The sequence below is a fragment of the Peribacillus sp. YIM B13477 genome, from assembly GCF_042787955.1.
GTDB classification, from domain to species: Bacteria; Bacillota; Bacilli; order Bacillales; family DSM-1321; genus Peribacillus; species Peribacillus frigoritolerans.
This window is the reverse complement of record NZ_JBHZPD010000001.1, coordinates 963,223-979,400: the sequence shown is the minus strand read 5'-3', so window position 1 is coordinate 979,400 and position 16,178 is coordinate 963,223. Positions and strand designations below refer to the sequence as shown.

The 16,178-nt window shown below is 33.8% G+C and carries 10 protein-coding genes; 5 read left to right on the top strand and 5 right to left on the bottom strand.

Annotated elements, in window-relative coordinates; genetic code table 11:
• Window positions 1-173: 173 nt before the first annotated feature.
• Window positions 174-1,280, top strand: a complete 1,107-nt coding sequence (locus tag ACFX4H_RS04830) for a BMQ_0737 family morphogenetic spore coat protein (RefSeq protein WP_377434226.1) — start codon at window positions 174-176, stop codon at window positions 1,278-1,280.
• 321 nt (window positions 1,281-1,601) lie between these two features.
• Window positions 1,602-2,036: a M67 family metallopeptidase gene (locus tag ACFX4H_RS04825; RefSeq protein ID WP_377434223.1), complete on the top strand. Its 435-nt coding sequence runs from the start codon at window positions 1,602-1,604 to the stop codon at window positions 2,034-2,036.
• A gap of 97 nt (window positions 2,037-2,133) precedes the next feature.
• Here ACFX4H_RS04825 and ACFX4H_RS04820 read toward each other — a convergent pair whose 3' ends face one another.
• Together ACFX4H_RS04820 and ACFX4H_RS04815 are read right to left on the bottom strand one after the other, a co-directional pair.
• Window positions 2,134-2,877: a GT-D fold domain-containing protein gene (locus ACFX4H_RS04820; RefSeq protein ID WP_377434220.1), complete on the bottom strand. Its 744-nt coding sequence runs from the start codon at window positions 2,875-2,877 to the stop codon at window positions 2,134-2,136.
• A 43-nt stretch (window positions 2,878-2,920) separates the two neighbouring features.
• On the bottom strand, window positions 2,921-4,162 hold the full coding sequence (locus ACFX4H_RS04815; protein ID WP_377434217.1) for a hypothetical protein: 1,242 nt from the start codon (window positions 4,160-4,162) through the stop codon (window positions 2,921-2,923).
• Between the two features lie 642 nt (window positions 4,163-4,804).
• On the opposite strand from ACFX4H_RS04815, the gene ACFX4H_RS04810 reads away from it, so the two are divergent.
• The 3 genes from ACFX4H_RS04810 (at window position 4,805) to ACFX4H_RS04800 (ending at window position 11,998) form a co-directional block, all read left to right on the top strand.
• Window positions 4,805-10,018 carry a hypothetical protein gene (locus ACFX4H_RS04810; RefSeq protein WP_377434215.1) on the top strand — a complete coding sequence of 1,738 codons (5,214 nt, stop codon included), beginning with the start codon at window positions 4,805-4,807 and terminating at the stop codon, window positions 10,016-10,018.
• Window positions 10,019-10,190: 172 nt separating this feature from the next.
• The gene (locus ACFX4H_RS04805; protein ID WP_377434731.1) at window positions 10,191-11,078 is read left to right on the top strand and encodes a glycosyltransferase family 2 protein; all 888 of its coding nucleotides are present in this window, start codon (window positions 10,191-10,193) and stop codon (window positions 11,076-11,078) included.
• A gap of 89 nt (window positions 11,079-11,167) precedes the next feature.
• Window positions 11,168-11,998 (top strand): glycosyltransferase family 2 protein, encoded by an 831-nt coding sequence (locus ACFX4H_RS04800; RefSeq protein WP_377434212.1) that lies wholly within the window; start codon window positions 11,168-11,170, stop codon window positions 11,996-11,998.
• 44 nt (window positions 11,999-12,042) lie between these two features.
• On the opposite strand, the gene ACFX4H_RS04795 is transcribed toward ACFX4H_RS04800, so the two are convergent.
• From ACFX4H_RS04795 to ACFX4H_RS04785, 3 genes are all read right to left on the bottom strand, one after another.
• Window positions 12,043-14,016, bottom strand: a complete 1,974-nt coding sequence (locus tag ACFX4H_RS04795) for a LamG-like jellyroll fold domain-containing protein (protein ID WP_377434209.1) — start codon at window positions 14,014-14,016, stop codon at window positions 12,043-12,045.
• 244 nt (window positions 14,017-14,260) lie between these two features.
• Window positions 14,261-15,229, bottom strand: a complete 969-nt coding sequence (locus ACFX4H_RS04790) for a Gfo/Idh/MocA family protein (protein ID WP_377434207.1) — start codon at window positions 15,227-15,229, stop codon at window positions 14,261-14,263.
• Window positions 15,214-16,176: a Gfo/Idh/MocA family oxidoreductase gene (locus ACFX4H_RS04785; RefSeq protein ID WP_377434204.1), complete on the bottom strand. Its 963-nt coding sequence runs from the start codon at window positions 16,174-16,176 to the stop codon at window positions 15,214-15,216. Before ACFX4H_RS04785 ends, ACFX4H_RS04790 begins: the two co-directional genes overlap by 16 nt.
• Window positions 16,177-16,178: the final 2 nt, after the last annotated feature.

Here is a 16,178-nt window from a genome sequence, read left to right as displayed (position 1 = left end):
TGATTATATAAATATACATTTATACATTCATAATATTTTATTAGCCCATTTTCTAAGAAAAATGTACCCATAAAAAGATATCCCCATAGTATGTTAATGTGTTCAAAACCTGATACTGAAGGGAAAGATGTTTGATGAAAAAAAGGAACGTCAAATCTATTCAGGGCCGACAAGTGGTACCGAACCCCATCGGACCTGAATGTATTCGAGTTACTAAAGTATATGACTGGGTTGTTCTAACAAATCGTGACCGCAATAAAGTTCAAATACCTGAGGAATGCTTTGCGGCAATTGAAGATGCACGTCATGATGGTAACACAATAACCGCTACTTGTTCGGAAGTAGTTGGTACACGAAGCTGTGATTTTATCGGAGCCATTCCAGCTAACATTCCTAGTGTTCCAGGGGCCCAAATTGTTTCCCTTGCCTTCCATGTCCATATCCGCGTTCAATTCTTTTGCAATGGAGAACCACTGCCAGGTTGTAATTTCGTAGTACCTGTTAGTTTCATGGATGAAGTAATCCTATGTTTCCCTGAGGGAACAGAAATCAACTGTAATATTTTCGATGTTCAATGTACAGTTGTTTTAAATCAAATGCTTGGTGATATGGTTGTACTTGATGTGACCATGTGTAAAGATGTTCAAGTTGAGGCTGAGGTTAAGCTAGAGGTCGAGGCTAAGTTCTGTGGACCACGTCCTGTCATTCCAATTGAAGAAGATGGGTTCGTGTGCCCAACACCAAGATTCCCTCAACAATGCCCAACCTTCTTCCCGACATTGAACTGCGACTGCCAAGGTTCAGCAGACTTTACTGGCGAAGCATCCATCCTTGTATTTGAGGACGGTCTAGGTGGTCCAACAACAGGAAACTTAGATTTGACTGCCCTAGTTTGCGACCAATGTACCCTTGCTGGTAGCAGGATTCAAGTTACCTACATCGATACATTAGGACCTACTCCAATTGGAACACCAGATGCCGATCTTGACCAAAGCTTCACATTTACAGCCAATGACTTTAACCAGCCTACATGTGTTACAGATCCTGCTACTGGATTAGTAACTGGGCTTACTGCAACTGGTACCGGTGTTATAACACCAGCCGGAGGTGTACCAGAAAATGCTACATTCACACTAACTCTAACTGATGCTGATCCTTTAGGAGATGCTGCTACACTTTTAATAACTGGTGCAACTTCAACTGTTACTATTGCTCTGACAGATGCAGCTAACCCTGGATTAGAGGTTGAAGTAGGAGATTGCGATCGTTTCCCTGTATAATACTAAAAACCCGAGGGATATTAATCTCTCGGTTTTTTTTTGTAAAGAAACTTGGGTAAGTCTAATTCCATCATTTACTTCAACAATTTGTAAATGCATCCCACATTTTAGGCCACCCATTTATTAATTATTGGGTTACATAAAGATTCATGTTTTCATATTTATAGAGCATACCTATAAAAGGAGAGAAAAAAATGGCATCTGATAAGCTAAGACGTAAAGTAAGAAGAAAACTAGGAATGCCTAACCCGCAGCCCGCTCAACAACATCAACAAACTCCCTCTGCCCTCCAGGTTCGGCCAGTACGAGCAAAAGGTTGCTGTGGAAAAAACAAATGATTTAAGTTTAACATCCGGTACTTTTTACATCAACAATCATGTTAGGCTAGAAATGATTTCCCATTGCAAACGAGAACTTCCTTATGAGGCCTGTGGACTGCTTTCAGGGCGAAATGGGGTCGCAGAAACAATTTGGCCTATGGAAAATGTCAATAGGAGCTCCTTTTCCTACTCGATGGATTTAGATCAAATTCGTCATGTATTTGAACTTATCGATAGGAGGAATGAAGAATTTATTGGCATCTACCATTCCCACCCAACAGATGGTGCTTATCCGTCAGAGGGGGATATTGCTTTAAATAACTACCCAGAGGTAGCTCACCTAATTATTTCGTTTGCAAACTCGACCCCTGAATTAAAATGTTTCAAACTAACAGGAAAAAAATCCTTTCCTATTCAATTAAAATTCGTAAACTGAATTTAGTGTAACTAAGATACTCGCACCTCTTCCTTTTGCATTCAAGGTTGAATCTGCGAGTATTCTTTTATATTATTTCCCTCCAATGATTATATTTTTAATTTTTGTTTTCTTCTTTAAACTGATCGTTCCACTTTTTTACTAGGTCGGAATGTTTGTATTCTTTTCCATCAAGAATCATGTCAAGGGCATGCCCGAAATCAATGGCAACCTTCTGGGTCAATTTTGCAATTCTTGGAGCTAAAATGGTTGCCGGAATCCCGGCAGAAATTAACGCTATTTCCCATTTCTGATTAGACTGTAGCTCATTTTGTACTTTATTTAATTCTTCATACCCATTTAAATTTATACTGCCAGTAATTTGTACGCCTTGTTTTTTAAAAACAATTTCTGCTTCTTTTGAACGGCGTCCAACAAGAAATACCCTCTTATTACTCAGCCATGGCCATAATGTCCCCTCATCCAAGAGGCTCTGCATGATCCAAGCACAACAAACTTTCGAAGGGATGAATTTCAGTTGTTCAAGTACAGTTCTAGTTTGTTTTGCCCAAGGATCCAGCCGCCAAGGAGCTATCAACCCGGCAATATCGGCATCCCGCAATGACCTGACCAACTCCCTCCTCATTATCTCTGGTACATTGGATACGCCCGCATAAGATTCATACCGTTTAAATTCCTGTACAAGCAATCCATTGGCTGGATAGCTTAAATAGCTTATTTCACCGATTCCAAAACGAGCAAGAGAAAAGCCTCTATTCTGTTTTATCGCTTGGTCCAATAATTTTATCACTTTCCTATTATCTAATAAGTATTTCTCAAAGTGATAATTTCCTTCAATCACCCCACTCCCACCCCCGGTTTACTATGCCATTAAATCTATCACCTTATTGTTTCTTCGTTAATAATAAGGAAATTTGATTGCTTGAACTGATTTCCAGATCTTGTTCTTTAAAAAATACAAAAGCCTCTACACGAATATTGCTGTTTTCTTCAGGTTGAAGGACGCTTATTTGTAAGTTAGTTAAAGATTCTGTTTGCCTAGGGTTTATATGTTTAGATTGAATTGGACATATCCAGGTTTCACCCTTCTCCATTTCTTCAAACCAATCCTCATTCATATATTGCCACCCTTTTGTTTCTTCATTTTTCATGACCCCCAAAGTTTCGGCAACATTGGGCGGCAATATTTGCCCAGATATTTTTATACTTTCTGAAGGGCTGGAACGCAGACAGATAACTGGATTCCGCAAAACCTCCGTACCTATATTTTTAATATAAAGATTTCCAATAAGCTTGATTTTGTTACGTTCTTCAAGTTCTTCAATAAAAATATGATAATCTAAAAACACTTCTGCTTCTTTTCTTTTAGTAATGGTTGGTTTCTTTAATAAAAACTTTTTCTTTTCTGGTAAACTTTTTTCTTTTTGCATGGTAGGCTCTAAATTTATCCCAGTTTTTTCAGAATGAATAAACATGTTTGAGAAAATTTCAATTGGAACTAATGACAAAACAGATAAAGGTGAGCTTTCGTGAAATTTAGCCAATATTCCTATAGTTATGGACATCGCATATTTCTCACCAAGTTTCCCCCAAAAATCTTCATCCGTAAAAACAGGATACATAATCTGTATATTAATAAAAGGGTTATTTACGCTTCTGACTACCTCATTAGATTTAAATTTTGTTCCAGTCCTTTTACATTCATATTGAAAAATATCCAATAACTTTTTATTAGCAGATTTTGAATTATGAACTAATTCAAGAATGGGCTCTTTTATTCCTGGAATTTCAAAGAGTGAAAAGTATACATGAAAATCCGCCCTTTCTGATTCATTCTTTTCATCCATAATAATCACCTTTGCCCCGCATGCAGATAGGAATGTTTGAATATACACCAGCACCTTCCTTTCTAGAAGGTGCTTTCTAAAGGTGTTATATTTAACATCATAGTCGGATGAAATGACAATCCTTTTACCATGCAATGCAGAACATAATTGTACTTTTTTATTTTCAGTATCTGGCTGCACCTCAAAACCCAATTCCCTAAAAAGATAAGTAAATGCCGGAAGAGACTCATAGGGGATGGTTCCTGCACCCTTATCTCCAACTTCTACTTTAATGTCCATTTATGTATCCCCCTTTTTGTTAATCCTTAGCAGCTTTACTATTTAATAGGATTAATTAATACCGTACGTCCCTTTTCCCACACCCCTTATATCACCCAATATTTATAATATGTAAGAAGAATGAAGAAATGATAAAGAATACACTCGGCAAACTCTAATCCTTGTGTAAGTTTGTGTATACAATATTAAAAGGAAATGTAGTGCCTCCATCCCTGTAAATGAATTTTATGAGGGAATCAAAAAGGTGATGAATATAATCACCTTTTTGAAATACGGTACATATAACTATTATGGAATCATTTATAAAGGGATCAGTATTTGATTAAAACCAGTCACATGAATATTGAAAAATTGAAATCAAAGATTTTTCGGTCAAGATGATCATTTTATGAGGAGGAATTTTCTTTTGTCTACCATTACCCCTACAATGATTTGGATGTCGCAGTGTTCCTAATCATGAAGCAACACCAACACTCTGACGAACGGTACTCCACACCCATAAAAATCTTGATAAACATCTCCGCATAGGAACTTCTTGGTCATTTACAGTCGCTCAATCTCAACCTGTCTAATTGATTCCTTATTAGTAATGGCTGGAGATTGCGCCTGTTCACACGTGATCAAAAATAAGGAGTGGTTATTTTGTACACAGATGATGAAAAAGCCAATGAAATTCAAAAAAGCAAATTGAATAAAATAACTCCAGTTCAACTTCAGCAAATGATCATTCATCTTAGATCTGAACTTTCCCTATACAAATCAAAAGTTAATGAATACGAAGTCGATTATAGTAAAAAGAAAATAAGAAAACTAATAAAACACAATGAAGAAATGGTAAATGAACAAAGAACATATCAAGAACTAATCAATCGGAAGGAACATGAAAGGAAGAGTGCAGAAACCAAGGTTCAGAAATTGGAAGAAGAAATTAAGAAATATAAGGCTGAACTACAGTACTTTAAAGAAACCAAAACAAACGACGAAAAGAAAAATAACGACATAAAAACTCTTGGAGATAAGAATAAATTATTACAAAGTGAAATTGCTTCTCTTCAAAAGAAAGTTAAAGATTATGAGTCTGCTCAAAAACAATATGTCAAAAATGAGGAATTTAAAAGCCATGATGGTTTTCAAAAAATGGCGGATGGGCTTACAGAGGTGAAATCCCTTCTTGCTCCAGTTAATAAAAAAATAACTAACTTAGATGTACAAAGCATAAATTTAGAGATTGAGAAATTAGTTGAAAAAGTTATGTTTTATTTTCACGAGCAAAATATTTTCAAAAATGAAATTCAAGAGTTAAAAGGAACCATTCATTCCCTCAACGAAAAAGAAATGAATTATAAAAATGAAATGAATCAGCTTACTAAAACCATTGATCTTTTATACGATCAAGAAAAGCAATATAAAGTGGAGATGAATCACTTAGAAAAAGCACTTTCAGATAAGGAAGAGCATCATAAAAAAGATATAAAAAAATATAAGAAAGAAATTGATCATTACATTTCAAAGATAAGCAACCTATCCGAACAGGAAAGTCAATATAAGGTGGACATTGCTAATTTAGAACAGATGATTTCCGATCTAAAGGAAAAAGAGTCCTACCATCAACAAGAAATCGAGCAGTTAAATCAAACAATTAGCGATGCATCCCAACAAGAAATTAAATATAAAACGGAGATTGATAATTTAGAGAAATCGATGATTGAACTTTCTGAAAAGGAAGAGCAGCAGAAACAAGTTATCGAAAACTTTAAACTTGAAATTGAGAATTATACCCAAATGATTGGCCACCTATCCGAACAGGAAAGTCAATTTAAGGTGGACATTGCTAATTTAGAACAGATGATTTCCGATCTAAAGGAAAAAGAGTCCTACCATCAACAAGAAATCGATCAATTAAATCAAACGATTAGCGATGCATCCCAACAAGAAATTAAATATAAAACGGAGATTGATAATTTAGAGAAATCGAGGATTGAACTTTCTGAAAAGGAAGCGCAGCAGAAACAAGTTATCGAAAACTTTAAACTTGAAATTGAGAATTATACCCAAATGATTGGCCACCTATCCGAACAGGAAAGTCAAGATAAGGCAGAAATTGCAAATTTAGAACAGATGATTATCGACTTAAAGGAAAAAGAGAACTATCATCAACAAGAAATCGATCAGTTAAATCAAACAATTAGCGATGCATCCCAACAAGAAAATAAATATAAATTGGACATTGAAAGTTTAGAAAAGGCTATGATCGAACTTTCCGAAAAGGAAGAGCAGCAGAAACAAGTTATCGACAACTTTAAACTTGAAATTGAAAATTATACCCAAATGATTGGCCACCTATCCGAACAGGAAAGTCAATTTAAGGTGGACATTGCTAATTTAGAACAGATGATTTCCGATCAAAAGGAAAAAGAGAACGACCATCAAAAAGAAATCGAGCAGTTAAATCAAACGATTAGCGATGCATCCCAACAAGAAATTAAATATAAAACGGAGATTGATAATTTAGAGAAATCGATGATCGAACTTACTGAAAAGGAAGCGCAGCAGAAACAAGTTATCGACAACTTTAAACTTGAAATTGAAAATTATACACAAATGATTGGCCACCTATCCGAACAGGAAAGTCAATTTAAGGTGGACATTGCTAATTTAGAACAGATGATTTCCGATCTAAAGGAAAAAGAGTCCTACCATCAACAAGAAATCGATCAGTTAAATCAAACGATTAGCGATGCATCCCAACAAGAAAATATATATAAATTGGACATTGAAAGTTTAGAAAAAGCTATGATCGAACTTTCCGAAAAGGAAGAGCAGCAGAAACAAGTTATCGAGAACTTTAAAAAGGAAATTGAAAATTATACTCAAATGATCGACCACCTATCGGAACAGGAAAGTCAAGATAAGGCAGAAATTGCAAATTTAGAACAGATGATTATCGATTTAAAGGAAAAAGAGAACGACCATCAACAAGAAATCGATCAGTTAAATGAAACGATTAACGTTGTAACCCAACAAGAAAATAATTATAAAGCCGAGATTGAAAACTTAGAGAAATCCATGATCGAACTTTCCAAAAAGGAAGAGCAGCAGAAACAAGTTATCGACAACTTTAAACATGAAAATGAAAATTATACTCAAATGATTGATCAACTATCGGAACAGAAAAATAAATATAAGGTGGATATTGCTAATTTAGAACAGATGATTTCCGATTTAAAGGAAAAAGAGTCCTACCATCAACAAGAACTCGAACAGTTAAATCAAACGATTAGTGTTGTATCCCAACAAGAAAATAAATATAAAGCGGAGATTGAAAATTTAGAGAAATCCATGATTGAACTTTCCGAAAAGGAAAATCATCATATACAAGTTATCGACAACTTTAAACATGACATTGAAAATTATACGCAAACGATCGACCGCCTATCCGAACAGGAAAGTCAATATAAAGTGAATATTGGGAATTTGGAACAGATGATTTCCGATCTAAAGGAAAAAGAAAACTACCATCAACAAGAAATCGAGCAGTTAAATGAAACGATTAGCGTTGTAACCCAACAAGAAAATAATTATAAAGCCGAGATTGAAAATTTAGAGAAATCCATGATCGAACTTTCCAAAAAGGAAGAGCAGCAGAAACAAGTTATCGACAACTTTAAACATGACATTGAAAATTATACTCAAATGATCGATCAACTATCGGAACAGAAAAATAAATATAAGGTGGACATTGCGAATTTAGAACAGATGATTTCCGATTTAAAGGAAAAAGAGTACTACCATCAACAAGAAATCGAGCAGTTAAATCAAACGATTAGTGTTGTATCCCAACAAGAAAATAAATATAAAGCGGAGATTGAAAGTTTAGAGAAAACCATGATTGAACTTTCCGAAAAGGAAAATCATCATATACAAGTTATCGACAACTTTAAACAGGACATTGAAAATTATACTCAAACGATCGACCACCTGTCCGAACAGGAAAGTCAATATAAATTGAACATTGAGAATTTGGAACAGATGATTACCGATATAAAGGATAAAGAGAACTACCATCATCAAGAAATCGAGCAGTTAAATCAAACGATTGCTCTTGTTTCGGAGCAAGAAAATAAATATAAAGTGGAGATTGAACGTTTAGAAAAAGCCCTGATCGAACTTTCCGAAAAAGAAGAAAAGCAGACACAAGTTATCGACAACTTTAAACAGGAAATTGAAAATTATTCCCAAATTATCGGCCAACTATCGGAACAGGAAAGTCAATATAAGGTGGATATTGCGAATTTAGAACAGATGATTATAGATTTAAAGGAAAAAGAGAACTATCATCAACAAGAAATCGAGCAGTTAAATCAAACGATTAGCGTTGTATCCCAACAAGAAAATAAATATAAAGAGGAAATTGAAAGATTAGAAAAAGCCATGATTGAACTTTCCGAAAAGGAAAGTCATCATATACAAGTTATCGACAAATTTAACCAGGAAATTGAAAATTATACCCAAACCATCGACCACCTATCCGAACAGGAAAATAAATATAAAGCAGAGATTGAAAACCTAGGGCAAATGATTATTGATATTAAAGAAAATGATGATAACCATCAACAAGAAATCGAAAAATTAAATCAATCGATTACTCTTTTTTCAGGGCAAGAAAATAATTATAAAGCCGAGATTGAAAACCTGGAGCAAATGCTTATTAATTTTAAGAAAAATGAAGATAAAAATCAACAAAAAATCGAGCAGTTAAATCAAACGATTGCTCTTGTTTCGGAGCAAGAAAATAAATATAAAGCCGAGATTGAATATTTAGAACAGACGATTATCAATTTAAAGGAAAATCAAAGTCAACAACAACAAGAAATCGATCAGTTAAATCAATCGATTGCTCGTGTTTCGGAGCAAGAAAATAAATATAAAACTGAGATTGATCATTTAGAAAAGACGATTATCAACCTTAAGGAAAATGAAAATCAACGTCAACAGGAAATCGAGCAGTTAAATCAAACGATCGCTTTTGTTTCGGAGCAAGAAAATAGATATAAAGCAGAGATTGAAAACCTAGAGCAAATGATTATTCATTTTAAGGAAAATGAAATTCAACATCAACAAGAAATCGAGCAGTTAAATCAATCGATTGCTCGTGTTTCAGAGCAAGAAAATAAATATAAAGCCGAGATTAATCATTTAGAACAGACGATTATCAATTTAAAGGAAAATGAAAGCCAACATCAACAGGAAATTAAGAACTTAACCGGTTCCATAATAGATTTAAAAGATAAAGAAATTAATTATTTAAAAAAAATGGAAACTACAAGTAAAACGGTAAATGATCAAAAAGCAAAAGAAATACATGATAAAGATGAACGAACAAAATATATTAAACAACGAGAAAAAAATCATTTCCAAGCAACAGGAAAAATGGAAAAACCTTTTAATAATAATGGAAAACAACAGCAAGTTGGAAATACTCGTGTTAATATGGGAAATTTCAATTCGCCAAATAACAAAGAAGTAATTAATCAACCAAGTGCGTTTCGATTCTCGAATGAAACAAACCAACAAAAAAATACAACCCAAAATTTTAATATGCAAACATCACATAGTCAAATATCCTCTCCCCTAAATAAACCGAGTTACACAGAAATTGGTCGAACTCAACAAAATTATAATTCCGGGATCTTGTCATCGTATCAGAAAAAAGATTACCAAGATACTCCATTTAAAAACACTAAGTCAGATTCATTTTCATTAGATATGTTTTATAAAAATCATCCTTTATATAATTTACATTCTGGAGCGCAAAAAACAGCGATAGATCCCTTTAAGAATTTTAGAAAGCATTAATAATAACCATTATTAAGAGTATATGTACCCTCACTTTAACTCATGGAACTACAAACAGAAACTTAAATACCACTTTCAACCGAAGATCAAGGATTGTGATAATCTCCCTATTAACTTCAATATCACAGTCCTTGATTTTTCTTACTAATGAAAAATCGTTACAAAAGGAGAGATAAATGAAGTGAAAAATCATCCTTTAATTTCAATAATTTTTCCTGCCAAAAATGAAGGGGAAAATGTGAAAACCACTCTCGATTCATTATTTTCAGTTGATACAGATTATTCCTTCGAAGTGATTATTATAAACGATGGATCATCAGATGATTGCTGTGATTTTCTTACTACCTATAATCACGCAAACCAGGTTAAACTTTTTGAAACAGAAGGAATTGGAGCTGCCAGCGCACGAAATTTAGGAGCAAAAAAAGCTTCTGGAGAATTCCTGATTTTTTGCGATGCCCATTTACAGTTTGAAGATTTGTGGATCGATCATATTGTAGAACCCCTGCTTACAGGAAAATCTGATGCAGTAACCCCAGCAATCGCTTCGTTTGGCAATTCCGATTTCATTGGCTATGGTCAGACCTTAAAGTCAAACCTCAGAATTAAATGGAACGCTAAACAAAATGGCCTCTTTGAAACTGCCGTATTACCCGGAGGATGTTTTATTATCTCAAAAAAAGTGTTTGAAGATGTGGGCGGATTTGAGACGGGATTTAAAACTTGGGGACATGAAGATGTAGAGCTTTCTATTAAGCTATGGCTATTTGGATTCCGCTGCCACGCTTTGTCTAATGTAAAAATTATCCATTTATTCAGAAAAACTCACCCCTATGAAGTTAGCTATGATGAAGTTTATTATAATTTATTAAGGATGGCCTACTCTCATTTTAATACTCATCGCATACAAAAGTGCAAAAAACTCATGATCCATGTAAAAGCAAACCCTATTGAATCCCAAGTTCTCCTTGATGGAGTTAAAAAGCAGCGACGGGCCTACTTTCAAAAACGAAAATATGATGATGATTGGTACTTTGCCAAATTCAATATAGATTTCTAAAATGCAAAAAGTCATCTACCAGGTTTGATTTGAGAGTAAAACTTGAAAATTTCTTCTAAAAAAACAGATAAATATTGGGGGCGAAAAATTTGACCGTTAATCATGAACACCAATCTTATACATCACCACTTACCTCAATTATCATCCTTACCCGAAATGGTCTTCCTTTTACAAAGGAATGCATATCGAGCATATTTCGCCACACCAAGGAAAACTTTGAATTGATCTTAGTTGACAATGGATCTACGGATGGCACCCTTGAATTTCTTAAAACGCTACCTTACACCAAAGTAATTGCAAATAAAAAAAATAAAGGATTTTCTGGCGGATGCAATCAGGGTATTACTATTGCAAGAGGAGAAAATATTGTCCTTCTAAACAATGATACTGTTGTTACAAACCAATGGTTATGCCGGCTTCTATGGCAACTTAATAAGGACCCTTCCATTGGCATTGTTGGGCCCAGATCAAATAATGTCGTTTCACATCAAGCAATTACCCCAACTCCCTACAAGAATATGGATCAAATGCAAAAATTCGCTAATGAATGGACACAAAAGCATGATCAGCAAGGCTATGAAGTGGATTACTTAAGTGGTCTTTGTATGATCTTTAAAAGAAGTTTGATTGATATGATTGGGGGTCTTGATGAACGCTTTTCCCCAGGGTATTTTGAAGATACAGATTTCAGTATAAGAGCTCAAATTTCAAATAGAGAACTATGGGTAGCAAATGATGTTTTTATTCATCATTATGGCAGTAGTAGTTTTAGGTTAAATAGAGCATTGCAGAATAAAATCATCCTAGACAGCCAAAAAAAGTTCTTTCTTAAATGGAAGATGAGTAATCTGAAAGAGATTAAAGAAACTGTGGAAAGCGAAAAGCCTTTCAATCGGGAACGTCATTATATTCCTTTTTGAAGGGCTTTTTATTTCCAATAAACTTTCACCTTTAAGCTCAGATGCTATTTAGACTTTCCTTCGCCGTTTATCAGCTTATCTATATATGAAGCTATTCTTTCAGTAGAACCATCGATGGTATTAAATAAATCAAACAAAGTCTTTTGTTGGTTTACCATAAAATCATAAAAATACTTTTGATCACCCCTTAACTGATTAATGATTTTAGTTAACTCTTCTGGAAACTTTACATGTGTAAATTTAATGAACCTTTCAGAGTAATTATCCTGGAATATTTGAATTACTGGTTTATTCAATGCTGCTGCTTCGAATATTGACGTAGAAAAATCTCCAACAATAATATCAGCTTGTTTCATTAAACCATAGGTATTGCCATCTTTTATGATTTGACTTTGCTCCATGTGCCCCTGACGAATGTAGTTTTGACAGTCATCAAGTGAAGATGTAGGATGGAGTTTATAAATTACTTCAATATTATTGATTGGACTAATGCCCTTAAAAAAAAGGGCTAAATTTTTGGTATTGTACCCCTGTTTTGGAGAGCCTGTAAATATATAAAGAATAATCAAAGGTTCCTTTTCTTTCATTGTTTTTGGCATTGAAAGAAAGTCACTGTTCTCTTTTATGTCAAATCGGATTTGCTCAATTTTTGGATTTCCTATAACCTTAGTGTTAGGAGCATTCACCTTTTCCTTTAAAATACTATTAAAATATTCTCCCCATAAAAACACTAGATCTGCCCCTCTAAAATCATGATTACCACTACTATCTGGATTTATTAGACCATGTTGAATGAGAAAACATTTTACAGGGTATCTTGTGGCCTTAATAGCATTAATACAACCTGGGTTTAAGATAAAATGGATGCTATAGACACATTTAGGTCTTAGCTTAGCCAGCAAATTAGTTGTGAAAACCTTATCAATAGCATAAATTCGATAAAATACTTGTAACCTTTTCTTTTGTGAAGCGTTTAGTCCCATTTCATGACTGAATTCATCAAGATACCTAAGCATATTGCTATTAAAAAATTTATTAGCCTTTTTATGCGTATTGTATTCCCTTAATAAATTATCATAGAACAAAATATTCACTTTTTTAGAAAGCATATTTAAATTCGGAGAGGATTTATCATGGATTATAACATGGACAGATACACCCTTTTCAGCGAGCCTATTTGCTACAGGAAAAAGGAGATACTCATAATCTTTTCGATAACATCCAAACATGAATAAAACGTCCGTTAAGTACCGTTCATTCTGAAATGTATAGGTTTCTAAAGTGTTCCTTGAAAGATTCATTTTATAATGATCTTTTAAATTCAAACTTTGGCTTTCATTTATTATTCCCCATCTATACAATAAATCAATATTTTCTTTTATAAAAACAGGATATTTATTCAATATGGTTTCCATATTTTTTCGAGTGCCGTCTATACGATTATTTTTAAGTTCATTATAAATATACAATCCAGCTTCACTGCCAGTTAAGCTCTTGTTCATCTCTTCCTTGATTTCAGCTGGTGTTCTTGCATAGGACCATACCCTTGGTTCACGTAATTCCCCTATAAAATAACCATATTTTGAACCTCCAAAAACCCCCGATGCATACAGTGTTTCCTTTGTAGTTGCCAGTCCTTTTTTAACGAACTCTCCGTTTATATATAAATAAGGTGTTTTATTTTTATATACGACAGCTATATGTGTCCAATTTTTTATTAGAAAAAGATGTACTAAAGTGGCCGGTAAATGATTGACGGTATGTTCATATACTGAAATTCCATTATTCCCTATTGAAATACCTATTCCTGCTTCATTTTCTTGTTTACCATGCCCTGGAAACACGACATATCTTTGACCACAGGTACCAGAAATCCCTACTACAGCTTCACGATCAATTTGATGTTCGGCAGATGGCTTAATCCAAAATTCATAAGTAAATGTATTTGTAAGGTCATTCAGTAAAGAAGCAATGTTTATCCGTTCTTTACCAGTAAAGATTATGCTTTCTCCAGTCATATGGACACCTCTTATAAGATACGTTTGGTGACTTTTATTAATCTTAGATTTAAAAACATAACTTTCTGACGATTAGACCTTTTTATTTTATGAGGTGAATCCACAATTAATGAATAACGTTTATCGATCTATTTATTGGAATATATTTCATAATAAAAAAGGTAAGAAATCTATGAGTATATGGATATGCCTTTACTTAATTCTAATATGGGAGTATTTGAATCTGGTAATATGACCACCATAATTATTCTATTTTCATTTTATGACCAAAAATGATCGGGGTGTAAATCAGCTCAAAGTTTTGAATTTGCTCTGCCACATCGACTAAGTTCCTTTTATCAGAAAAAAAAGCTTGGACTTGTTTGAAGAGACCAGGTTTAAATTCAGTATCATGAGACTTTGGAAAATATACTTCTTCTACCACAAAAGAATTATGCTTCATTATATATAGTCTCTCGAGGGGCTGAAGTACGAATTTGTATTGATCAGTCATCACTTCAATCCCCCATCTACCTGGTGATTTCCAATTCGCATGATAACTGAATAATGCATTATTGATTGTCACTCCAGCACCTGTAAAGATGGCAGCCTTAGGGTGCCAAGCAACATTATCAGTTGAATAACATTGTAATAATTTAGGTTTACCCGCTATGAAAAATGCTAAGTCAATAACATGTGAAGAATTAGCAATTAGCCAGTTGCTTTTTATCTTATCTGAATTAACATTTTTTTCAATTTGCTTGCTTAGTTCTGTAAAATCAAATTGTATTGACCGAATGGGGTTATCTTCAGTGATGAACGTTAGCATCTTTTGAACTGACTCATAAAACCTTCTATTGTATCCAATCAATATTTTTGCATTAAATATTTGGGAAGCGACTTGTAATTCTTTTAATTCATCGGCACTAACTGCTCCTGGTTTTTCCAACAATATTTCTTTCACACCGTTTTGCATAAGAGTAATTGCCACTTCTTTTAAATGCTCTATGGAAACTGCCACGATAGCTTTGTCATATGAAGGCCCCTCACTCAGCAGTTGTTCTAAATTTCCAAATAAAGCCTGCTTGCCAGTCAACTCATTAAATTGAATAGCTGTTCTCTCTGTTCTTGTGAATACATGAAAGGCTTTATTCATGCTATTTAATACTTTTGCATACTCAATCCCCATATTTCCTGCTCCAACAAGAAGGGTGGGTTTTATGTGATTGGGCATTCAATCACCTCATGATTTAGAATTTTCGAAAAGAAAACATTCAAATTATTAATTAAAGTTACATGAAGTTTTTTTGATGTCTCATAATCTGGGAGAGAGCATTTTTCAAATAACAATAAATCACTCACCAAAAGAGAGGTCATTGAACTTTGCTTTGGATAGTTGATAACCTTTTCTATAACTTCATTATTTTGAATATTTTCGATCTTCATTCTCTCAGTAAGAGGGAATACCGTCCAAATCTCTTCATTAAAATTAAATCTTATAAAATAATTAGGACTAGATTGGTGGTTCGAAGAAATGACCAATTTATCCCCCTTATTTGTATAAGCAGTTAATGTTCCTAAAACTTCTAAATAACCTTTTCTCTTACTTTCAATTACATCTTCCAATTGATTCATTTCAAGATTCACATCTAAACAATTTGTCAAAAATGCAAACAAATCTAATTGATGAATGCTGTTACACCCAATCCCAAAATTTCTATATTCAACATGATAGATTAAATTAGAATATATTCTCTCTTTCAATTCCTTAAATATAGGAACGGTTCTTAAAGGACAATTCACCCAGCAACCATTTACATTAAATTCCTTAAGAAGGGATGACATCTTATCATAGTCACTCTCTTTTTGGAATAATACTTTTTCTAAAATTAGGTACTTTACTGTCGTATTTTTTAATATACTTTCTGAAACCTTCAATCTCACTTTTGAGTTAGTTGCAACAATACATAGGTCAATTTGTTCCGGAATATTTTGTATGGATTCAAAAAAATAGCATGTTTTCTCGAGTGAATTAGATGCCTCATAGCACTTTTGTACACGATTTAAAGCTTCCAAGTTGGGATCAATAACATAGATGATTAGAGATAAATTTGACTTTAGCAGTCCTTCGAAATGTCTAAATCCAATATTCCCACACCCGATAATTATAACTTTAAACAATT

Bases quoted from the DNA above. Each gene is read 5' to 3' on its own strand.
- ACFX4H_RS04815 (WP_377434217.1), bottom strand. From the start codon at position 4,162: ATGGACATTAAAGTAGAAGTTGGAGATAAGGGTGCAGGAACCATCCCC.
- ACFX4H_RS04790 (WP_377434207.1), bottom strand. From the start codon at position 15,229: ATGCCCAATCACATAAAACCCACCCTTCTTGTTGGAGCAGGAAATATG.
- ACFX4H_RS04795 (WP_377434209.1), bottom strand. From the start codon at position 14,016: ATGACTGGAGAAAGCATAATCTTTACTGGTAAAGAACGGATAAACATT.